We start from the raw sequence: 20,876 nt of genomic DNA, 5'->3' as shown, positions 1-20,876 counted from the left end.
ACCGAAGGTGTTTTCGAGATGAGAGATGACGTTGATTCAATAAAGTGTGAGACGCCGAGAGGCGGACACAACAGCTTGTTCAGGATTGATATTCTGGTTTAGTGAATGAAAGGCTAAACGGGAATAAACAGAATTTGTCTGGCGGCAATAGCGCGGTGGTCCCACCTGACCCCATGCCGAACTCAGCAGTGAAACGCCGTAGCGCCGATGGTAGTGTGGGGTCTCCCCATGTGAGAGTAGGGAACTGCCAGACATTAATTTAAAGCTTATTGCGAAGCGATAAGTTGCCGAAAGGCAAAAAAGAATAAGTGGAGCGGTAGTTCAGTTGGTTAGAATACCTGCCTGTCACGCAGGGGGTCGCGGGTTCGAGTCCCGTCCGTTCCGCCATATTGCAACGCCATGCTATTGATTAGCATGGCGTTTTTGTTTTTGAGGTTATTATGGTATGCCATCCAGTATGCCATTTTATTTTGGTTCTCCTTCAATTGCATTAGTGAGTATTGGACGCAATACAGGTATATAGTGAACTCTAATTAAGATGGACAATAATGAAGGTGAGGTTACCCACCTTCAATTATTATTTTATCATGAGTGCTAATTCTTAGTCATGCACTCAAATATCCCCAATGTGTTTATGTTCGAGGTACTAACCCATCCGAGTTTAGCTGATTCAGGTAAATCATCAAAAAGTGTTATGGCATGGTAGAGTTGTACCCATTGTTCATCAGCTGTTCGTTTAGCGACCCAGAATTGTTCTTTTCCTGATGTGGGTTGATAGTTGATAGACTTGGAAGCTCTATCGGGTTGATCATAAACCTGAAGCGTACTGGCAGGAGATGGGCTGAACTCAACACAATCTCGATAGGTTGGCTTAGGTTGTTTGCCGAAATAAATCCCCAATATGACGACTGCGATAATTCCCACAAAAGGAAGGCTATTTAATGTGCGATTTTTCATTGAAAGATAACCTCCACATGGTCAATGTGTTTTCCTTGACTGTAAGCATCCAGCCACACTTTTTTGTTAATACGGGATAAGCGGTAATAGGTATCGAGAGGGCCGTCTTCACAATCGCCAGTTGATGTACTAAATAGTTGGTTGGTTTGACTATCAATCACTTCGGCAATTACGAAGGCACATTTAGCGCCCAGATTTACTGTGCTCGTGACGACATAACGTCCCTCGAGGTAATCGTCAACACGACAATCCTTATCGGCAATCGCTTGGTTATTACACATTGGTGTAAAACCACTTTTATCGATGGCGGTATCAAATACATTCGTGTTAAAGGCGCTCGCGGTAAAATTGAGGCAAAACACCATGAAAATAAATACGTATTTAGTCATGATTTATCCTCATTGTTGAACCGTCTTTCTGATGGTTGTTTTTCTGGTAGGTGAGTCGACCTAATGTGATTGCAATAGCCAGTTCGATAAAAAATAGCAGGAATAATCCGAACATATTTAATCGGTTAGGCAATAGAACGTTAAGGAGTGCCAGTAGCGCTAAGATAACAAGGGAAATGATTGTTGACAGGGTTATCCTGAGTTTCCGAGAACGCGTTGCCGTGTATTGTTGTAGGAAGCCATACCCCCAATACCCCACATAACCTGCGATAGTACCCGCTAGAATCACCATGATATTGAGATTGATTTGGTTGCCAATGCCTATCGCTAAGGCATTCATAATGACAAGGTATAGCGCTAAGAATGTCATTAAACGGAAAATAGGATGCGGGTATTGAAATGGATGGGATACATTTTTAACGGTATGGATATAGACAATAACGCCAGCGCTCAGTCCGATAAGGCAGGCGAAAAGGAGGAAAATAAAAAAGTATTCATAAAGTATAAAAATTAAAGCATGGTCAAAAACCATAAAAGGAATAATCCCGATGAGCAATAAGTAGATAACACATAAAGAGGCGATGAAAGCGAAGACGAATGCCAAAATTTTTCGCGTTAGCATTAAACGGAAAGGGATACCCTTAAACCCATAAATGACCCACAACAATATTTGAGAAATCAAGAGTGGAGCTAACATCGCGATAAGGTAATACAGTAGATACATTAAGGGCTTACCAATAAATGGGTCGATATTATAGTGATTGGCGATGATGACTGTAAAACCGAATACTAGCACTAAGCTAATGATGAAAAAAATTCGTTCAACACCTAAACGAATATGATTAATTGAATTCATTTTTACCTCTTTTTATTACAATTTTTCTTGTGGTTAAAATTTAACCGTGGTTGTTTTTTTTGTTTAATCAATAAAATAGCCAACATCAAAAAGGCATGTTGGCTAGGTAAGTTGAGGGTAATCTTTAAGGCTGAATGCCAGAGATTAGAATCGGTAAGTTAAACCAAGCATGATATCGTTGGCCTTCACTTTGATTTTTGAGGTGTTTTCCCCATCGCCTACCGCTGTCGTGATGTCGGCTTTTCCAGCATCTAAATAGCGATAACTTAGCCCCATATCCCAATCGTCATTGATGGCATAGTTCACCCCCGCACCGACACTCCAGGCAAAGTTATTGGCGGTATGCGTGTGAGTATCATGCAGAGAGAGTCCTGGAGTATAAGCATCAGCGCGGGTGGTTTTAAAATCCACGGCCGCATAGCCTAGCCCGACAGAGATATACGGCGTGAAATTTGAGCTATTTTTAATGTCGTAGTACCCATTGACCATTAACGTATTGAGTTTGATTTGGTTTTTAATATCACGAGTTTGATGTACGCCATTACGCACACGGTCGCGGATATTGTAGGTTGAATTCGCTTTATCACGCGCCATAAACTCCAATTCAGCGCGAACAGGGATATCAAACTGATTGGAAAAGTCATAACCTAACGCAAGTCCACCGCCAAATACACCAGTACGATGGCTATCTCCATTTTTGGTACCATTATCACCGGCATCAGCATAGCCGCTGTAGATAAACTGCTGGCCAGACATTTGCACAATGGATGCGCCCATTTTTCCCGTAACATAAAGCCCCGTTTTACTGTCATTCGTGTTAGCGAATGCCGGTAATGAAATGCACCCCATTAGGGCGGAAACAATAAACGCTTTTTTCATGATTGATTTCCTTTTAATCAATATCACATTAAGTATGGTTGAATCGCGTTATGTCAGTGGAAGGCATGAAAGATTTGACTCAATCACCTTAATATCACTGACATAAAGATAATTTAGCGTGGGATAGTTTAACTTAATCGATCTGTTTTACCTATCAATAATTAAAATACGATCGGTAATATCGATTGTATCTATCAATAAACGGTTATCGATCGGCGTAATCGATCAACTGTTGTTTCGGTGCTTAAATAAGAAAAAGAGTTGATGAGAGAGTGAGTCAAAATGGACAGGAATAAAATGATGTTTAAAGAATGCTCTCCTTTATTAAATAGGTTGGTATGCTCGATATTATCAAGCACCAAAATACGGGATAAGTCTTTATGTTAGCGCTAACGCTTTATAAGCAACGCCGTTTACTCATGTTATAGATATGAAAACCGAACTCCGTTAAGACCCAATCGTTTGATGTATTCCATTGAATCATTCCTTTTTTCTCCAGCGAATTGAGTGTTCTTTTGTTGCAGAGTGAGCCATAATTGAGTTTCACATTACTCAAGGTTTTTAGTTGCCGTTCTGATAATTTCATCGCGTTCACCGTAAGATCCAATTATTTAACGTATACTGTGGCTATAGTTGTTCGCGTCCAGAAAAGTGCGCATGCATTTGTTCTGTCAGTACCCACAACGCTTTATTGAGCTTAATATCCCCATCAATTCCATTCACTGAACGCGTGCGAGCGCGTTTACCTTTAGCATTCCTGCCGGATAATCCCCCTTTAATTAAATTTTCTTGCAAACGTTGGTAGACGGTCCACAAATCGTCTTTCTTATCTTCAAAGCGGCGAGGTTGTAACACTTGGGCTTCAGTGATCGGTTGATGTTCTTCGCCATAACGATACATGAGAGCGGCTTGGGCGAAGATCTGTTGTGCTGGTGGCGGTAATAGTAAGGACTGCATTTGCTCACGTTTTTCAGCGATAGCATCAAACGTATCTAACACTTCGTAAGCCCCTTCAATCACTTTATCGACGACATTACCTTTATGGGGAACTCTGACCTCCCCAAAGGTATCGCCACAAACCAGCCCATTTTGACAAACATAGCGAAAAAAGCCCGGTAACATTTGATAACTACTTGAACCATCATGGCTATTAAGTAAGATGATTTCAGGCACTTGGCTACCCGTAATTTGGTCATGACGTCGGAGCCGTAACATATGCTTAGTATGATCACGACGGCTGTCATCTCGCACACGAGTTTGGCATGCAAAGAACGGATAAAAACCTTCTTTTTGCAGGCTATCCAATAAGGTAATCGTAGGAATATAAGTATACTTTTCGCTACGAGATTCATGCTTTTCTTCAGAGAACACACTGGGTACGGTGCGAAATAACTCTTCGAGAGTTAACGGGCGGTCACGGCGAATGCTATTCGCCGCACCAAAGCGGGATGCTAAGCGAGTCATAATAAATTTCATTTAAAATTAAGTGGATAGGTAATACGAAGGCGTAAATAAGGACGTGGTTAATCGATTAGATGGAAAATGGCGGAACGTTCTGGGTGTTGCGCAGCATAATCACGCAATTGATAAAAGCGATCGACGAGGGTGTCACTTTCCGTTTGAAATGACCATAAACTGTACATCATCAAACACACGGCAATGCCTGCGGCTTCACAACTGACGTTGGCTTCGTTACCGTTATGTGGGTTGAACAGCGTCAGTGTCTCTTGAGGTAAATCGGGATAAATAAAGGCGCCACCATTGGATAAGGTACAATATTCCCAATACCCGCCGTGGTAGTCATCACAAAACTGCCCCATAGTGGTAAAGATGACCACTTCAAAGGTGGTCCAGCCTTTCACACTCCCGAAGTGGTTGAGCCAAAAATCCAGGCGTTGTTCATTGGGGACGAGTGTCATTGCAATAGCGGATTCAGTTGTATTATTCATCAGTTGATACTCCAAGAAAAAGAAATAAAAAAGCGTCAATCCCGTTAAGGACTGGCGCTTGATGTCATCAATGTTGTATTAATGTAAGAAGCTAAAAGAATATGCTCCACAGGGATTTAGCAACGGATACGATGCTATTTTTGACTGTATTCATCGTTCCTTTTATTAATGCAGGCAGGGGAAGGATATCTATCAGAGTATCGACGATATCACTGACGCATTGCCCAAAATCGTTACGTGCGGCGTTCTCCACGGATTGCGTCCGGTAAGCGCTGTTTAGTTGCCTAGCTACCCCGCTACTGGCTTGCGCCGGTAACGCCTGTATGAGTTGCTCTGCTAATTCAGTGAGTTGATAGTTTTCGACCGCAGAAACTGTTATCACAGGATGATGTGGCTTAAAGGCGGTTATGACGGCTTGTTGCTTTAATTTTAAGTTATAGGTCTGCTCTGAGGATGGTTGATGCTTGTATTCATCCCACTGGCGACAAGGCTCTATTTTATCGGCTTGGTTCAAGACAAATAGAAATTGATTAGGTTGGTAACCGCATTTCTTCGTGAGAAAGCGATAACACTGTTCATCAGAAGACCATGCTCGGTCATCGGCCTTGAGAACCCAAATGATTAAATCGAGTTCTGGTAATAAGTTGCGATAGAGCTGGTGGTACTCTTTATCTCGCTCAAGGCTTTCCCCCACACCGGGTAAATCAATAAAGGTGAGTGTATGGTTGTTCATCGTCATACTGAAGCGTTGCGCTTGGCGTGTGCAGCCGGAGACATCACTCACAGGCGATAGTTGGGATTGGAACAGCGCATTTAGCAGACTGGATTTTCCAGCCCCTGTTTTACCCATTAGACCAATGGTAGGGGAGTAATTGATGAGCTGACTGAGTTGGTTAAAAAATGATGTTTTAAATGAAAAGGGAAAGACTGCGAGAGCCTTCTCCAGTTCAATATGTTGATTCATACAAACTCCTTGAAAATAAAATTATCATTATTCAAGGTGATAATATATATTTGAAATTATTTTAAATTTTTCTTTTTAACTAACAGTATGAGTTCTTCAATGGGATCCCGTGGTAGATCAATTTGATCAATCATCGCCTCGATAATTTCGTTAATATTTTTATTATGATTTTTGGGTCATGTATTCAATCCGGTTGTTGAGAGTTTTGATTTGCAGTTGTTCCAAGTTATACCGTTAACTTTGACGTAGGTTTCATCGAGCTGCCAAGAGGAAACCGATCGAATGAATTGATATTTTTTGCATTTTTTACGGAGAATGGGGGCATACTCAATAAATCAACGATAAATCGTTGAGCGGTGAGCGTATCACTGACGTTGGCATAGCCTAATGTCGTAGAGCCATACCAACGCAAGCACCAAATGATGATCGGGGGAGCAAAATGTTTCCATTTAAGCTCATTCGATGGCATGGCCTATTTCTAATAAGACATAATCAATACTGTGAGTGTTTCTCACTTAGGTCATTTTTGCAACAAGCCCGTTTTAAGACACTATCAGACAAACCGTTCTTTAAGTCAAAATACCCCGTATTCCTCTGTGGAGACATTTCATTTTGCTTTTTTTAATTCAGTTGAAACTAAGATTATTTTTATCTAAGAAAATGGTTGGTTAGATTTAAAGTGTAACAAAATGAAAAAAATAAAGACGTTTTATCACAAAATACAGGGAACGGTATTTTTAGAAGATTTCACCAATAAAAAAATCAATTACGCGCCATTCGGGAAAAATACTTGTGGATCAATCGGTTGAATACTCTCTGTGGGGGGTGGGGGTTGCCTTTTGATCGATAAAATCGATCATTTATCATTTGGTGATAGTTGAAACCTATCAAATTTGACTTGTTTGATCGTTATAATCGTTTTTACAATTGTTCGGAGTCTATTTATATTCAATTCACATTAATCGCAGCTGTTAAATAATTTTTAGCCTTGTTATCACTGAGTAACCAATAATGAATGGAGTTAATGTATGCGCTCTGAAAATGAAATTAACTGCACTCAGGATTTAAATAAAAAACTGGGGCTTTTTTTAAGAGAAAATAGATTAAAGGTGAATTTGACAGGCAAAGAGCTGGGGCGGCTGATGCATGTTAGTCAGCAACAAGTTTCTCGGTATGAAGCCGGTGTGACCAATTTGACAATCTCGCAATTAAATCAATATTTGATGGTGCTAGGTATTTCTTGGCAAGATCTTATTCGGAATGTGATTGAGGAATATAATTGGGAATTCATTTTTAATCGTCATTTACCCTGAATCACTAATTAATTTAAATATCGTTAATCATGCATGGTCATTAGGTCAACAATAGAACGTCTTAATCTATTGTTGGTGGTCGTTATTTTTAAATGACGGAACGAAAATAAGAAAAAGAAAGTTTATAGAAATACACTTTTCTATCTTTGCCTGATTTCAATTAAACAATTAAATAATTAAACCGATATCGAGGGTGTTCTTATGTGCCTTTGTTGCGTGTTCACGCAGTCCGCCAAATGCGAATGAATACACAGTGATGAAACAGCGATAAGTAGTAATCAATAAGGTTGTATAACTCTTTAAGTGGGAGTGCGTTTTATACAACGGTATTTTAATAAAATACGGGTCTATTAAATTAGGCTGCTTAGTTTTTAAATGGGGTAATGTTTAATGAGTCATAAAAAGGTTAATAAAATTGTCATGTTATGGGTGGCTTTGTGTGTAACTCAGACATCTGTAGCAAATTCATCCCCAACTAATTTAGTTCATGAAACGCAAAAGTTCTCTGTGGAAACGGGCGCAACAAGAGTTGTTTTTACGCCGAATTCTCAAGGTTCAACTTTAACGGTAACTAATCCGCAAACATACCCGATTTTAGTACAGTCGGAAGTGTTACAAGCAGATAAAGAAACAAAATCGTCTTTTGTTGTCACTCCACCGTTATTTAGATTGGATGGTGAGCAAAGTAATCGTATACGTATAATCAATACTGAAAAATTAGGTCCTGATGATAGGGAGTCATTGTATTGGTTATGTATAACGGGTATCCCACCAGAAATTGATTCGGATTGGGTGACCGAAGATGAAAAATCAAAACAATTGGACTCTGCCACGTTATTAACTCAGATGAGAATAAAATCGTGCATTAAGTTAATCGTTAGGCCTAAATCGATTGCTAATAAAACAGCACTAGATGTTGCATCATCAATTGAATGGATAAAAGAGGGTGAGCGTTTAAAAATACATAATCCAACACCTTATATTTTTAATTTTAAAGATATTAGTATTAATAATAAAAAAGTTAGCCTTCCTGACTCTGGGTATATCCTACCTTATAGCGATGCCACTGTGAGCGTTAAAGCTGTGGGTGATAGTACCGTTTCATGGCATTTAATTACCGATTTTGGTGGTGAAAGTAGAAAGTTTGAATCCAAAATAAAAGGGTAGTAATGATGAAATTTAAATTAAGCATATTCGCTTTAGCTATTTTATCATTTTCGTCATTTAATTATGCCCAGCAATATACATTTAATTCAAAATTAATAGAGGGGGTTGATGGTGACTCTATTGACCTCTCTTTATTTGAAGGTGGAGGGCAGTTGCCAGGGACTTACTTGGTTGATGTCCTGATTAATGGCCGGCAAGTTGGCACATCATATATCCGTTTTTCAAAATTGGATGAGGATGACGAAAAATCGCTCTTGGTTCCCTGTTTATCAAGTCTTCAGCTGGTGCAGTATGGTGTTGATATTCAGGAAACAGAATCCCAAGTTGAGCAAACGGAAGATGCATGCTTTGATATTGCCTCGTTATCTGGTGCTAATGCCCATTTTAATTTTAACGCCCTGACCCTTGAGTTAAGCGTTCCTCAAATTTATTTAAAGAAATCCACAAAAGGGATAGCGAATCCTGAATTATGGAATGAGGGAATAACGGCGTTTATTTTAAATTATAAAGCTACAACAACACATACTACGTATAAATCAAATGTTCGAGAATCAAATGATTCAACGTGGGTTCAACTTAATTCGGGATTGAATCTTGGTGCTTGGCGTATCAGGAATAACTCCACATGGAAAAATACAAAAAGTGATACCAATCAATGGGAGAATATTGCTTTATATGCGGAGCGTGGATTATATAGCTTAAAGAGTCGCTTAACGTTGGGCGAACGTTATACCTCAGGTGATGTGTTTGATAGTGTTCCATTTCGAGGGGGCATGCTGGCTACGGATGATAAAATGTCACCCTCTAGTCAGTATCAATATTCCCCAGTAGTGAGAGGTGTTGCACGAACGCAAGCGCGTGTGGAAGTGAAACAAAATGGTTACACCATTTATGATGGTGTTGTGGCACCGGGTCCATTTGAGTTAAATGATTTATCGGTGAGTGGGGCCTCGGGCGATATTACGGTGACGGTTTGGGAAACGGACGGTGCTCCTCAGGAGTTTGTTATCCCCTATCAAGCACCTGCGGTTTCAGTTAAGGAAGGCTACCTTCGTTATAGTGTCATGTCAGGTCAATACCGGCCGAGTGATGACAATATAAAAAAGCAAGCGTTGGCTCAAGGGACCGCAATTTATGGTTTGCCTTGGGATATGACGGTTTTTACCGGAATACAGTTAGCGGAGCATTACCAATCACTGTTGTTAGGTGTTGGTAAGACGTTAGGGAATTTTGGTGCTTTGTCGGTTGATATCACCCAAAATCACAGCCAACGTTGGGGCCATGACACTCAAGATGGTCATTCTTTACAATTTCGTTACAACAAAGAATTTGACAGTAATACTCAGCTATCTTTAGCCAGTTACCAATATGACAGCAAAGGGTTCGACTCATTATCAGATACCTTAAATACATATACAAAAAACGGTTGGAAAAACAATGAATCTTCTAGCTATAAACAAAAAAGCCGTTTTGCGGTCACCTTGAATCAAGGGTTAGCTGAGAGGGGAAATATTTCGGCATCAGGTTATCGAGATGATTATTGGGATCGTTCTGGCTCCGATAATACTTACAATATTAGCTATTCTGTTTTAATTCGAAATGTAACAGCGTCACTGAATTGGCAGAAAACGCAATATACGAGAGAAAATGGACGTTCTAGTAATGATAATATCATCAGTGTTTGGCTAAGTGTGCCATTAGATGAATGGGTCGGCGGGAGTACCCGAGTATCTTATCGTTACACGGAACCGTCCAATGGTGGGGATACCCATGCGGTAGGGTTATCAGGTAATGCTTATGAGCAACGCTTGAATTGGAATATAAGCCAACAATACAAAACTAATTCGGCAGAAAACTCAAATAATGGAACGTTGAATCTTCAATGGCGAGGAGCATCAGGGCAGATAAATTCCAATTACAGCTACAGCAATCACTATAATCAAACGGGGATTGGTGTCAGTGGCAGTGTGGTGGCACATAGGGATGGTATTACATTGTCTCAACCATTTGAAGGGACGGCTGCGCTCATTGAAGCACCGGGGGCCGCAAATGTTAAAGCCAGTAGTTTACCTGGGATTGAAACGGACGGAAGAGGTTATGCGATTCAGCCATATTTAATTCCTTATCAGGAAAATACGATTACGCTTAACCCTGCGAGTTTTTCATCGGACATTGATGTTAAAAATACCAATACTAAAGTGGTACCAACGGAGGGGGCGGTTATCCCTGCCAAATTTATAACCCAAATTGGTGCTAAAGCTTTATTTAATTTGAAATTTAAAAATGGCAAAGTCGTTCCCTTTGGGACGCTAGTGACAGTTGATAATCGTTTGGGGATCAATGGTATTGTCGGGGAACAAGGTAATTTGTATTTATCGGGTATTCCTGAAGAAGGTCTATTACAGATTAAATTAAAAAATGAGGTATGTTCAGTTAAGTATCAATTACCGCCTAAGAAGAACAATGATATTTATTATCAGTTAAGCGCAATTTGTCAGTAAGGAAAAAGATGAAAATAAATAAAATTATCCTGTCCTTCGTTCTCCTAGGATGGGGGGGAGCAACAAGTGCTTTATCCTTAAATATTAGACCTGTTGATGGATTAAAATCAGGGGTTATTACCGATGGGACGTTACTGGCGAAAGGCGAGATTTCTGATAATGGCGATTATTGTGGATTTAAAATATGGAGTGATGCTCCATTAAATAATGGCAGGTCACAACGCTATCGTTTATTTTCATCAGGTAAGCAATTGAATATACGTTTAAGTGCCCCAGAATTAATTCATGATGAATTAAATAAAATTAGCATTATAAAGAGCAAAAATAAAACGGAACTCTTTGAGATTGTCTCTGATGGAACACAAAAAATATCGTCTGCATCATGGGAAATTATATTAAACGGTTCTGTATTGAAGTGTCAGTAATATTTTAGTTTTTTTGTACCTATCGCACATTATTCTATTTTGGAATGGTGCATATATAAATAAAGGAAAGTAGAAATGAAATTGAAAAAAGTCAATGGGTTTAAATTATTATTAGGTGTTGCGGCAATCGCAATGAGTTCACAGGCGGCATTAGCAGCGGGTATCGCGAGTGATATCTTCACTGGAACAGCCAATGCGACTTATGCGTTGGGGCAAGGGCCACAACTCACTATTACCCCTGTAGACAATCTAAGAGCTGGGCTATGGCAAGTTGATAAACCTATTGCTAACTTCAGCGTTTCAAATCTAGATGGGCACGATCACTATGCCATTAGATGGACACCGGGAACATTTACTCCAGCGTCAGCAGACCTTACTAAGAATGCAGTTATTCTCTCTGGAAAAAATAATCCAAATAATAAACTTGAAGCTTTCTTTTATGCGAGCGACGCTTCTCCGTCAAAATCTGAGACAGAGTGGTTCATTTATCCATCATCAGTGACCACTGATTCTATTGGAGCTGTAGTACACAAGATGATTAATGCGGACACTTATGTTGTGTCATTAGATGCTGCATTTTGGGCTTTATAAGTTATTACAATTAATTTGAATATTTAAGAGAGTATGTATGAAAAAGTTAAAAGTCGCTTTATTGGCATCTATTATTGCATTTGTATCAACAGGTTCAGCTATTGCAGATGAAATCGATTCTCAGGTTGTAACAGCAACGGCCGATGTGATTTTTACAGCTAGGGGAACGGCTTCAGTTACATTAACCGCGAGTGATGATCTTGTTGCTGGTCCGCAAACTGCAGGTACACAGGTTGCGACGGGCTTAGCTGAAGCGACAGAAAGTTCAGTGGCGATCCGCTGGACTCCGGCATCTGGTACAGTAACGCCAGAAAATGAGTTAAGCACAATCATTCAAGTTAAGGGAACGAATAATCCGACTCATATTGCTAACTTTGTGTTAGTACCAGACGCTTCGGCAGGACAAATGAGTAATGGTGGCAACGGTTGGATTGTTCCTACAAATGAAGATACATCAAAATTGAATTTCACCGTTCAACAACATGATACAGCAGTTGTCGCGGGGGATACTTATGTATTGTCTGTTGACGCAGCTGTGTGGGCATATTAATACTATAATATAAATAGATTAATTTAAATTAGAAAGGTGTTAGTTTGAATTGTTGTGATTTAAGCTAACACCATTCTTATTTTTTAGCCTAATTAAATAATAATATTATGCAGTGATAGGTCTTTACTTAATACCTTGTAGTATTAAAAACTCACTCAACAATTGGTAAAGAATACAGAATAGAACAGATTGTATTTGTGGTTTATCAATATGTGAAGATTAATAAGAGAAAATTTTTGTCATAAATATAAATCTGCTTTTTATTGAATGTCATGGGCTTAACGTATGAAAAAAAATGTCTTTATTTCTTTTATTGTCACCGGAAAAATGGCTGCTGATACAAAATTAAAAAAAACAAAAAGAAGGCCTGTTTTAATTGTTTTCTCATGTTTTTTGGGCTTGTTGCAAAAATGACTTAGAATCTATGTAAATACCCCATTTATAACACAGTCATCTCGTAGAATATTTATGCCGCACTTCGGTACTCAAATGGCGTCATGTCATTGAGTGAATCGTGCGGCCGTTCGTTGTTGTATAGCTCAATCCAGTCTTCGGTTATTTGCTTCACTTCGTTCAGGTTGTTGAAAATGTAGCAATTGAGTACATCATCGCGATAAGTTCGGTTAAATCGTTCAATGTATGCGTTTTGATATGGGCAACCGGGTTTAATGTAATCAATCATAATGTCATGTGCTTTTGCCCAATTTACAAACACTTCCGAGGTGAATTCGCTGCCATTATCAACCCGAATTTTCTCAGGGTAACCGTGCCACTCAGCAAGTTGGTCAAGATAGCGTATGACACGCAATGACGGCATGCTGGTCGCAATATCAATACCTAAAACTTCGCGGTTAAAGTCATCAATAACGTTAAATGTGCGGAACCTGACTTTGTTGTGCAAGCTGTCATTCATAAAGTCCATTGACCAAGATTTTCCCAATGCATTCGGTGCAGCTAACGGCTCTGGGTTACGGTTGGGCAGTCGCTTTTTGCCTTTGCGTCGCAGGTTCAGTTTTAGCTCCTTATAAACGCGATAAACACGTTTGTGGTTCCAACTGTGGCCTAGCTTTCGAAGGCGTTTAAAGCACTTCGGGAACCCCCACCGATAATGCTTGTCGATTAAAGCATTCAAGGCATCAATGATTTCGTCATCATTGGTCAGCTTTGGCTCGTAATAGCAAGCGGTACGACTGATACCAACCACATGACAGCACTTCACTACGCTTGCGTTATACTGCACCTGTAACTCGTGTGCCCAGACTTTCCGTTCTGCCACAGGCGCTAGAGCTTTTTTATGATGTCTTCTTGCATCTGTGACTTGAGACTCAACTCAGCATACATCTGCTTAAGTCGACGGTTCTCTTCTTCAAGCTCTTTCAAGCGGCGCACATCTGACGCTTCCATACCGCCGTATTTTTCGCGCCATTTATAAAACGTTGAATTACTGATGCCGTACTTACGACAAATCTCTTTCACCGGCATACCCGCTTTGGCTTCTTTTAAAATCGCCACAATCTGGCTTTCAGTCATGCTGCGTATTACCATGAAGGAGATCGGTGAGTAACATTGATGAAGATCGGTTCGTGTCACTTTCACAGAACCATTGTTACATTAACTTCACTGATCTCCTTCGGTCAACAAGGTTTGCATTTTTCGCATTGATTCTCCTTTAAGGTCTATCTTGACGCTCCCGTGAACCAACCGATCCAGGATGGCATCCGCATGCGTTGAGTCCCCGATCATCTTGTACCAGCTTTCCACCGGTAACTGGCTCACGACAATGATAGAACCTCGCTGGTACATGAGATCCACTATTTCCAGTAGATCGCTGCGTTGTTCTGACGACAGAGGCTCCAGACCCCAGTCGTCCAGAATCAGCAGATCGCTGTGATTCAGTTTTGTCAGCAGTTTGCTATAGCGTCCGTCCGCATGTCCCTGGTAACACAGCTCCATCAGCGCCTTCAGACGGTAGTAATAGACCTTATATCCTTGTCGGCAGGCATTGTGGCCGAGCGCACAGGCCAGATAGGTTTTGCCACTGCCTGTCGCCCCAGTCAGCAACAGGTTTTGTTTAAGGTTCAACCAGTTTCCCTGACCGAGCGAACGGATGAGGGGCTTATTTAGGCCCCTGCTGCTTCGGTAATCCAGTTTTGATAACTCGGCGCTAAGTCTGAACCGCGCCTGTTTCACTAGACGCTCTGCTTTCCTGTTTTCGCGGCAGGTCAGTTCTTCTGAAGCCAGTAATAACAGGCGCTCTTCGAACCCCAGCTCCAGGTATGCACCAGGTTGTGCGATCTGGTTTTTTAGGGCATCGAGGAAGCCTGTGAGTTTCAGTTCAGCGAGTTGTTCATAAAGATGGTTCATTATTGGCTTCCATATCAGTGGTAGTATTTACTGCCGCGAACGTTTTCATGTTCCAACGTTGATAGCAGGTCAGGTTTGTTTTCAGGAACAGGCTGTTTATCCAGACCTTTTTCCAAGATCGATTTTATTCCCGCAAGCCGCCATACCTGAGTTTTCAACGCGCGTGTACAGGCTGCGTTAAGTCTGGCTTTGCTGTATTTTTTATGAAGGTTCAGGAGCCCCAGGCAGAACCGATAACTTTGCTCAGGGTGCGGGCGTGAGCTCAGGATGTGAAGGACGTAATCATAAGTTTCACTGCCAACGTGCCCGGCCCACTCCAGAAGCCGTTCCGGGGTCCAGGTGGCATGCTGACGGTGAGCTTCCGGCATATGCTCTTCACGGGTACTGTAGCCATAGTTTCGGTTTCGGGAATGTGTCGCTACTTCCTGCCCCTGATTAAACAGTCTGACCAGTTCACCCGAGATCCATGCTTCTAGCTGTAAGCCCAGCAGTGAACTGGGTACCGAGTAGTAATGTTTGTCAATTTCCACATGGTAATCCGCATGGACTCTGACTTGTTTCACCAGAGTATAGCTGTAATCTGCCTCAGGAAGGGGGTTCAGCGCGGGTTTATCAAGTTGGTTGAAGAGCTCTGCTCGCGAACACCCTAGTTTCTGCATGACCTTGCTATTCAGCCTTTCCAGTAACTCCCTGATACGCTGGTTAAGTGATGCTAGGCTGTAGAAGATTTCATGCCTGATACGGGCCATGATCCAGCGTTCAACAACCTGAACACCGACTTCTGCTTTAGCTTTATCTTTTGGTTTACGTGGTCGCGCTGGTATCACGGCAACATTGTAATGCTCAAGCATCTGCTGATAGGTTGGATTAACGTCAGGATCATACCTACAGGCCCGTGACGTGGCGCTTTTCAGATTGTCTGGAACAACAAGCTCAGGAACACCGCCCAGCCATCGGAAGAAACGAACATGGCTCATAACCCAGTCCTCAAGCTTCTGAGACCAAGTGGCCTCAGCCCATGTGTAACTTGACGCACCGAGAACAGCCACGATGATCTGCGCGGTTCTGATTTCCCCAGTATCAGGGTTGGTAATGTCAACGGTTGGCCCACAGTAATCAACAAAGAGTTTTTCACCCGCTTTATGGACTTGACGCATTGATGGTGAGGTGGTTTTTAGCCATTCTCGGTACATCCGGCAATAATGGTTATAACTGTAAAATCCGCCTGGATTGCGTTCACTGTACTCTTCCCAGAGCAGTTGTAGCGTCACGCATTTATTACGTAGCTCTTTATGGATCGTAGCCCAGTCTGGCAGGGAGTGTTTTTTCATTTTCACCTGCGTTTGAAGGAACGCATGCTTTAGTGCAGTATTATCCCATTCTGCGGGCAATGGCCACTGCTTAATACCAAGCTGAGCCGCCCTGTTGGCATACCTAGATACAACGGAGGGGGATATCGCAAGACTACGGCCAATCTGACGATGGCTGAGCCCGGCACCATATTTAAGTCTGAGTATTTCTTTAAGTTTTCTCATAGATATTGGAGCTGTCGGCATAGGTATCCTTTACTGGAGTGGTAAAAGATACAGATCAACACACCTGTGAAGTTTTAATAACATTGATGGAGATCACCGAATAACAAAATGAGCCTAAAGTGATCTCCATCGATGTTATTCAGCGATCTGCTCAAATGTTATTACCCGATCTCAATGGATGTTATTGGGTGATCTCCATTCATGAAAATACGCACATGCGTTTGCTCATCGTAAAACTCCTTTGTTTTAGTTTACAAGAAATTCTACGAGTGAGCTGTATTATTTTACGGGATAGTTACACTTTTATTTCAATTTGTAATATTTATTTTCAATCAAGTGAATATCGTATTACTACAAAATCGAAAATAAAATGAAAACCAAATTACTCACTCCGCGATGTATTTATTTTTTATTCCTATTAAACAATTAGTTATATGCATTTTGGATGATTTCACAAGTCTCTTTGATCTATATTGACGATCAATAATATTCTCTTGATAGGTGGTACCTATCATTCAGATCCTATCAAATGGTATAAACGTCTTTTCCCTTTTAAAGGGTACGTCTATATTTATATCAAGTAAAAACGAGGGTGAATATAAAAACCAATAATTAAGATTTAATCTTAATTATATTTTGGGGTGTTTTTATTTAATATTCAACTCTGTTTCGCTTGCTTGTTTTTTTTATTTTCATTATCACACTCGATGAGTGATCTCTTTATTTTTATTGGTACGCACTTTTTTTATTTTTATATTTATTTCTCGTTGCCATCATTTTTTGATGATTATGATGCTATTAAGAATAATGCATTTATCTGAGGGCGAAATTGACTGTTTTATTTATCCGTCTAATAAGATGAGTGAATAAATCCAATACTCGGCTCGCCCATTTTTTTTAACCGTGTTTGTTTCTCGGAGGTCATGATGACATCAACCACGAAGGCAACTTTAGCGATTTCACCCGAAAATTATTTTTGCCATCCGCCAGAGAAAAGAATAACAGCAAAACAACTCAACGAAGCGACAGGGTTATTTATTCGACAAAAACGCATTGAATTGGGGTTGAATGGGTCAGATTTGGGGCGTTTATTGAATGTCAGCCAACAACAAATCTCCCGTTATGAGCGCGGTATCACCTCCTTAACCCTTCATCAGTTAGAGCAGTTTTTACGTGCGCTTGCGGTGTCATGGGAAAGCTTTATTCGTGAGGTCATTCATCCGCTTTGCCTGATATCGCAAGATGGGCAAGGAAAGCTCGTTACTGAGTACCCCTTCTTATAAATGGGTTGCAGGGTAGCCGTCATTTTAGCGCGCTAAATGCGCATGACATTGTGAAAGAGGTAACAAATGGGCAAACAAGGTAAAGCGCGATGGCAGTATTTATTGAGTGTCATTGGCATGGGGTTACCTGCGGGGGTGTTCGCCAGCGTGACGAACACCACGACACTCACAGCGACCATTGTGGCCTCCTCCTGTGTGGGGGAAATTTTGACTCTAAACTCATCCGGTCGGGCAGCAGGCAATGCCGGTACGGTTGATTTTGGGGTTATTAACCCCAAAAGTCGCGCCGCGCCGGTACGTCAGTTTTCATTGCGGTTATCGGAAGTGGTGGGCGGAAAGACGGGATGCAGTGCGTTTGAAGCTTACGGCCGTCAATACCCCGTGGCGACACTGAGCTTTGGGGATGCGGGCAATACGCAGTTGGATGAAGCGGGGGTGATATTACGTTATGACGACGGCAGCGACACGCACATGCGGGTTCGAGTCAGTCCGCTCAATGCGGAAGGTACCTTCCCCACCGCTGGGGCGCCGGGGTACGTGACAGCCACTCATGCGCAAGTGACCTACCCCATTCCCTTTGCAGTCAAAGGAATGTTTGATTTTCAGGCGATATTGAGTGAGTGGCAGGCGGCGAAGTCCGGTGCATTTAGTGGGACATTGACGGTCACCGTCGTGTACCGATAAGGAAATCTTCCGTGAACAGACTCTCTAAAAACAACAATAATTATCGATGTGTTTGGGCTATCGGGCTGTCATTGGCCTTCACCGGCGCCAGTTGGGCCACGACAGCAGAGGAAGCCTCCCCCTCAGCAACGGCGACCATTGCCGAAAGTGGGCAGGCTGCGCCAGACGAAACAGAGGATGGCGCCCTAAATTTGAATTTTATGCAAGGCGGTGGCGCACAGGCGGCGGCATTTTTATCAACAGCGAACCGTTACTTCCCGGGGCGTTACTGGGTGGATGTGCAGGTCAATGGTGAGCCAGTTGGTAAACGTGTTTTGACGGTGACACCGCAAGAGCAGTCGGCCTTGTGTCTCTCACCAGAATGGTTAGCGGACGTGCAAGTGTATTTGCGCCCGGCGTTTTACCAATCGACCTATCAAGCTGCGCGTCAGTGTTATGTCCTTGATGAGCAAGCCAATACGCAGGTGGTGTTTGATTTGGCCACCCAGACATTGAACTTGGCGATACCGCAAGCGGGATTAGCCAAAGCGGGGGATGCTCTGGATTGGGAGTTTGGTAACAGCGCTCTGCGCATGAACTACAACGCCAACGCCAATAAAAACCAAGACGGCGTGGATTATTACGGGTCGGGGTCGTTACTGGCGAACGTGGGGGAATGGATAGTCAACGGCAGTGCGTCGTTAACTCAAGATGACCAAACGGTCTCGGTGTTCACGGCTTCCAAAGCCCTTTTATCGCTGCAAGCGGATTTAGTGATGGGGAAAACGGGGGTGAGCAGCGGTGAGCTGGGGGGGTTATCGACCTACGGTTTGACGTTAAGCAGTAACCCATCCATGCGCCGCCAAACACGCGGCTATACCCCCGTGTTCAGCGGTACAGCGCAAGGGTATGCGCGGGTGACGTTACGTCAAGGCAACACGATTTTATATTCAGAAATGGTGCCACCGGGTCCGTTTAGTATCAATGATGTGACGGTGCTCAATGGGGGCGATGTGGTGATGACCGTGACGGAAAATGACGGCACCACCACCCGAGAGGTGTTCCCCATTACCCTTATTAGCGGGCAGATATCACCGGGGGAGCACGAGTATTCCGTATCGGTGGGGGTGATTGATAACGACAACCCAGAAGGTACCCCGACAGGAGGATTAGCCGCCTTTAGTTACGGTTACGGGTTGGATTATCTGTCACTGCGAACAGGCGCCCTGCTCGGCAGTCAGTTTACCGGTGTCACGGGGGAAGTGACATCACAGCTCGGGTCATTGGGTTCGGTCTCGGTGGCGCTTTCGGGGACGCAATCGCGCTATGACGAGGGCAACCGACAGGGACACAAAAATACCCTGACCTATGCCAAGAGCTTTGATACTAGCACCTCGGTGCGCGTGGGGTATAACCGCCTGAGTGAGCAGTATGACACGCTTGGGGAATACAACGATACCGATTACGCCCGTTTTGCCGAGCGCCAACGCTTGAAGCAGGACATCTCGCTAGGGTTCAGTCAACCGCTGTGGCGCGGAGCCACGTTGTCGGTGAATGGTTGGCAACGGGAATATTGGCGTCGGGATGATAAGCAACGTGGGGTGACGGGGAACTTTTCTACCCGTGTCGGTCCGGTGAGTGTGTCATTAGCGGGGTCACAGTATAAAACGGGCAATGACAGCCAATACAGTTTTTCGACGTCGGTCTCGATCCCGTTTTCCGTGTTTGACCATGATTTTAATACGTTTGCGTCGATGTCTGGCAGCAAATCGGGAAGCAACAGCTACTCCGCAGGGGCATCAACCAATTTAACTGACCGCTGGTCGCTATCCGCCAATGAAAGTTGGGGCGGGGATGGCAGTTTGGGCACCCAAACCAGTGTGTGGACTGCCTATGACGGACGGCTGGCACAACTCAGTGGCCAGATGACCCACACGGATAATGGCACGTTGGGGTCGGGGTCGGTGAGTGGCTCGGTGATGTATTTGCCGGCAGACAACAGTGTTTTACTGGGGAAAAACATCTCTGATACGGTGGCGGTGGTGCATGTGCCGGGCGGGCAAGGGGTATCGATGTTGGGCGGTCTGGATAAGGCTGACCGCAATGGCAACCTGATGGTGCCTCTGAGTAGTTATCAGCTCAACACGTTGAGCATTGATGCGAGTACGTTGCCGGCCAATACAGAGTTAGCGGTGACCAGCAAACCGTTGAAGCCGACACAAGGCTCGGTAACTTACGTGCCCTTTGAAGCGATGACGGTGAAACGGTATTTACTGCAAGTGAAACGCCCTGATGGGCAATTTATTCCGGCGGGCGAATGGGGTTATAGCGAGTCGGGGGCGCCCTTGGGCTTTGTGAGTCATAACGGCGTGATATTAATTAACTCTGTCGATACGTTAGGCGTCGTGCGGTTTTCTGACTGCTCGGTTGCGGGGACGCAATTGACGGATTCAAATCGATTACAAGAGGTAGTGTGTGAATATTAAACGA

Annotated in this window: 20 protein-coding genes, 1 tRNA gene, 1 rRNA gene and 1 pseudogene; 12 read left to right on the top strand and 11 right to left on the bottom strand. The window is 42.8% G+C overall.

All coding sequences use genetic code 11. The features are described from left to right. Positions 1–137: 137 nt before the first annotated feature. Both rrf and GKR48_RS15795 read left to right on the top strand, forming a co-directional pair. A 5S ribosomal RNA gene (gene rrf / locus GKR48_RS15800) occupies positions 138–253 on the top strand. A gap of 57 nt (positions 254–310) precedes the next feature. Then, positions 311–387 (top strand) — tRNA-Asp (locus tag GKR48_RS15795). 207 nt (positions 388–594) lie between these two features. Here the strand turns inward: GKR48_RS15795 and GKR48_RS15790 are convergent. From GKR48_RS15790 to GKR48_RS15755, 8 genes and pseudogenes are all read right to left on the bottom strand, one after another. Further along, on the bottom strand, positions 595–957 hold the full coding sequence (locus tag GKR48_RS15790) for a hypothetical protein (RefSeq protein ID WP_154628752.1): 363 nt from the start codon (positions 955–957) through the stop codon (positions 595–597). After that, positions 954–1,346: a hypothetical protein gene (locus tag GKR48_RS15785; RefSeq protein ID WP_036967295.1), complete on the bottom strand. Its 393-nt coding sequence runs from the start codon at positions 1,344–1,346 to the stop codon at positions 954–956. The genes GKR48_RS15790 and GKR48_RS15785 overlap by 4 nt, the downstream gene beginning before the upstream one ends. Then, the gene (locus GKR48_RS15780) at positions 1,339–2,202 is read right to left on the bottom strand and encodes a hypothetical protein (RefSeq protein WP_154628751.1); all 864 of its coding nucleotides are present in this window, start codon (positions 2,200–2,202) and stop codon (positions 1,339–1,341) included. The genes GKR48_RS15785 and GKR48_RS15780 overlap by 8 nt, the downstream gene beginning before the upstream one ends. 144 nt (positions 2,203–2,346) lie before the next feature. Beyond that, on the bottom strand, positions 2,347–3,081 hold the full coding sequence (locus GKR48_RS15775) for an outer membrane protein (protein ID WP_154628750.1): 735 nt from the start codon (positions 3,079–3,081) through the stop codon (positions 2,347–2,349). Positions 3,082–3,708: 627 nt separating this feature from the next. After that, positions 3,709–4,545 (bottom strand): DUF932 domain-containing protein, encoded by an 837-nt coding sequence (locus GKR48_RS15770; protein WP_154628749.1) that lies wholly within the window; start codon positions 4,543–4,545, stop codon positions 3,709–3,711. Positions 4,546–4,604: 59 nt separating this feature from the next. Then, entirely contained in the window at positions 4,605–5,030 is a 426-nt protein-coding gene (locus GKR48_RS15765) for an antirestriction protein (protein ID WP_154628748.1), read from the bottom strand. Positions 5,031–5,121: 91 nt separating this feature from the next. Beyond that, entirely contained in the window at positions 5,122–5,994 is an 873-nt protein-coding gene (locus tag GKR48_RS15760; protein WP_004924756.1) for a GTPase family protein, read from the bottom strand. A gap of 230 nt (positions 5,995–6,224) precedes the next feature. After that, positions 6,225–6,463 (bottom strand): annotated as a pseudogene (locus tag GKR48_RS15755) (IS6 family transposase); the annotation flags it as partial. A 559-nt stretch (positions 6,464–7,022) separates the two neighbouring features. Here GKR48_RS15755 and GKR48_RS15750 point away from each other — a divergent pair. From GKR48_RS15750 to GKR48_RS18245, 7 genes are all read left to right on the top strand, one after another. Beyond that, a complete protein-coding gene (locus GKR48_RS15750) occupies positions 7,023–7,307 on the top strand; it encodes a helix-turn-helix domain-containing protein (RefSeq protein ID WP_230088699.1) in 285 nt (94 codons plus the stop codon). A 390-nt stretch (positions 7,308–7,697) separates the two neighbouring features. Then, positions 7,698–8,474: a fimbria/pilus periplasmic chaperone gene (locus tag GKR48_RS15745; RefSeq protein ID WP_154628747.1), complete on the top strand. Its 777-nt coding sequence runs from the start codon at positions 7,698–7,700 to the stop codon at positions 8,472–8,474. A gap of 2 nt (positions 8,475–8,476) precedes the next feature. Next, positions 8,477–10,975: a fimbria/pilus outer membrane usher protein gene (locus GKR48_RS15740; protein ID WP_154628746.1), complete on the top strand. Its 2,499-nt coding sequence runs from the start codon at positions 8,477–8,479 to the stop codon at positions 10,973–10,975. An 8-nt stretch (positions 10,976–10,983) separates the two neighbouring features. Continuing rightward, complete coding sequence (gene afaD, locus GKR48_RS15735; protein WP_121875207.1) at positions 10,984–11,400, top strand: AfaD family invasin; 417 nt, start codon at positions 10,984–10,986, stop codon at positions 11,398–11,400. Positions 11,401–11,475: 75 nt separating this feature from the next. Beyond that, positions 11,476–11,991 (top strand): hypothetical protein, encoded by a 516-nt coding sequence (locus GKR48_RS15730; RefSeq protein ID WP_154628745.1) that lies wholly within the window; start codon positions 11,476–11,478, stop codon positions 11,989–11,991. A gap of 37 nt (positions 11,992–12,028) precedes the next feature. After that, positions 12,029–12,541, top strand: coding sequence for a hypothetical protein (locus tag GKR48_RS15725; RefSeq protein ID WP_004915994.1), 513 nt, complete (start codon positions 12,029–12,031; stop codon positions 12,539–12,541). Between the two features lie 285 nt (positions 12,542–12,826). Continuing rightward, complete coding sequence (locus tag GKR48_RS18245; RefSeq protein ID WP_255425050.1) at positions 12,827–12,955, top strand: hypothetical protein; 129 nt, start codon at positions 12,827–12,829, stop codon at positions 12,953–12,955. A gap of 52 nt (positions 12,956–13,007) precedes the next feature. On the opposite strand, the gene GKR48_RS15720 is transcribed toward GKR48_RS18245, so the two are convergent. From GKR48_RS15720 to istA, 3 genes are all read right to left on the bottom strand, one after another. Beyond that, positions 13,008–14,086, bottom strand: a protein-coding gene (locus GKR48_RS15720) for an IS3 family transposase (RefSeq protein ID WP_442959388.1) whose coding sequence is annotated in 2 segments (ribosomal slippage) — positions 13,008–13,837 and positions 13,837–14,086 — 1,080 coding nt in all. Because the reading frame shifts where the segments join, the coding sequence is not laid out codon by codon here. Positions 14,087–14,158: 72 nt separating this feature from the next. Next, a complete protein-coding gene (istB, locus tag GKR48_RS15715) occupies positions 14,159–14,905 on the bottom strand; it encodes an IS21-like element helper ATPase IstB (RefSeq protein ID WP_154628744.1) in 747 nt (248 codons plus the stop codon). 14 nt (positions 14,906–14,919) lie between these two features. After that, complete coding sequence (gene istA / locus GKR48_RS15710; RefSeq protein ID WP_154628743.1) at positions 14,920–16,461, bottom strand: IS21 family transposase; 1,542 nt, start codon at positions 16,459–16,461, stop codon at positions 14,920–14,922. Between the two features lie 902 nt (positions 16,462–17,363). Here istA and GKR48_RS15705 point away from each other — a divergent pair. The 3 genes from GKR48_RS15705 to GKR48_RS15695 all read left to right on the top strand — a co-directional run bounded on the left by GKR48_RS15705 (position 17,364) and on the right by GKR48_RS15695 (position 20,872). Continuing rightward, a complete protein-coding gene (locus GKR48_RS15705) occupies positions 17,364–17,723 on the top strand; it encodes a helix-turn-helix domain-containing protein (RefSeq protein ID WP_230088698.1) in 360 nt (119 codons plus the stop codon). A gap of 66 nt (positions 17,724–17,789) precedes the next feature. Further along, the gene (locus tag GKR48_RS15700) at positions 17,790–18,407 is read left to right on the top strand and encodes a hypothetical protein (RefSeq protein WP_154628741.1); all 618 of its coding nucleotides are present in this window, start codon (positions 17,790–17,792) and stop codon (positions 18,405–18,407) included. Between the two features lie 200 nt (positions 18,408–18,607). After that, complete coding sequence (locus tag GKR48_RS15695) at positions 18,608–20,872, top strand: fimbria/pilus outer membrane usher protein (RefSeq protein WP_230088705.1); 2,265 nt, start codon at positions 18,608–18,610, stop codon at positions 20,870–20,872. Positions 20,873–20,876: the final 4 nt, after the last annotated feature.

The organism is Providencia sp. wls1943 (genome assembly GCF_009706275.1).
Lineage (GTDB): Bacteria > Pseudomonadota > Gammaproteobacteria > Enterobacterales > Enterobacteriaceae > Providencia > Providencia zhijiangensis.
The sequence above is the reverse complement of the archived record's forward strand: the minus strand, read 5'-3'. Positions and strand labels throughout refer to the sequence as shown.

What these genes read in the sequence shown, in the direction of transcription:
- GKR48_RS15725 (WP_004915994.1), top strand. Translation starts at nt 12,029, where the DNA reads ATGAAAAAGTTAAAAGTCGCTTTATTGGCATCTATTATTGCATTTGTA.
- GKR48_RS15700 (WP_154628741.1), top strand. Translation starts at nt 17,790, where the DNA reads ATGGGCAAACAAGGTAAAGCGCGATGGCAGTATTTATTGAGTGTCATT.
- GKR48_RS15760 (WP_004924756.1), bottom strand. Translation starts at nt 5,994, where the DNA reads ATGAATCAACATATTGAACTGGAGAAGGCTCTCGCAGTCTTTCCCTTT.
- GKR48_RS15790 (WP_154628752.1), bottom strand. Translation starts at nt 957, where the DNA reads ATGAAAAATCGCACATTAAATAGCCTTCCTTTTGTGGGAATTATCGCA.
- GKR48_RS18245 (WP_255425050.1), top strand. Translation starts at nt 12,827, where the DNA reads ATGAAAAAAAATGTCTTTATTTCTTTTATTGTCACCGGAAAAATGGCT.
- GKR48_RS15745 (WP_154628747.1), top strand. Translation starts at nt 7,698, where the DNA reads ATGAGTCATAAAAAGGTTAATAAAATTGTCATGTTATGGGTGGCTTTG.
- GKR48_RS15775 (WP_154628750.1), bottom strand. Translation starts at nt 3,081, where the DNA reads ATGAAAAAAGCGTTTATTGTTTCCGCCCTAATGGGGTGCATTTCATTA.
- GKR48_RS15765 (WP_154628748.1), bottom strand. Translation starts at nt 5,030, where the DNA reads ATGAATAATACAACTGAATCCGCTATTGCAATGACACTCGTCCCCAAT.
- GKR48_RS15740 (WP_154628746.1), top strand. Translation starts at nt 8,477, where the DNA reads ATGATGAAATTTAAATTAAGCATATTCGCTTTAGCTATTTTATCATTT.
- GKR48_RS15730 (WP_154628745.1), top strand. Translation starts at nt 11,476, where the DNA reads ATGAAATTGAAAAAAGTCAATGGGTTTAAATTATTATTAGGTGTTGCG.
- GKR48_RS15780 (WP_154628751.1), bottom strand. Translation starts at nt 2,202, where the DNA reads ATGAATTCAATTAATCATATTCGTTTAGGTGTTGAACGAATTTTTTTC.
- istB (WP_154628744.1), bottom strand. Translation starts at nt 14,905, where the DNA reads ATGAACCATCTTTATGAACAACTCGCTGAACTGAAACTCACAGGCTTC.
- GKR48_RS15695 (WP_230088705.1), top strand. Translation starts at nt 18,608, where the DNA reads ATGCAAGGCGGTGGCGCACAGGCGGCGGCATTTTTATCAACAGCGAAC.
- GKR48_RS15750 (WP_230088699.1), top strand. Translation starts at nt 7,023, where the DNA reads ATGCGCTCTGAAAATGAAATTAACTGCACTCAGGATTTAAATAAAAAA.
- afaD (WP_121875207.1), top strand. Translation starts at nt 10,984, where the DNA reads ATGAAAATAAATAAAATTATCCTGTCCTTCGTTCTCCTAGGATGGGGG.
- GKR48_RS15770 (WP_154628749.1), bottom strand. Translation starts at nt 4,545, where the DNA reads ATGACTCGCTTAGCATCCCGCTTTGGTGCGGCGAATAGCATTCGCCGT.
- istA (WP_154628743.1), bottom strand. Translation starts at nt 16,461, where the DNA reads ATGCCGACAGCTCCAATATCTATGAGAAAACTTAAAGAAATACTCAGA.
- GKR48_RS15705 (WP_230088698.1), top strand. Translation starts at nt 17,364, where the DNA reads ATGATGACATCAACCACGAAGGCAACTTTAGCGATTTCACCCGAAAAT.
- GKR48_RS15785 (WP_036967295.1), bottom strand. Translation starts at nt 1,346, where the DNA reads ATGACTAAATACGTATTTATTTTCATGGTGTTTTGCCTCAATTTTACC.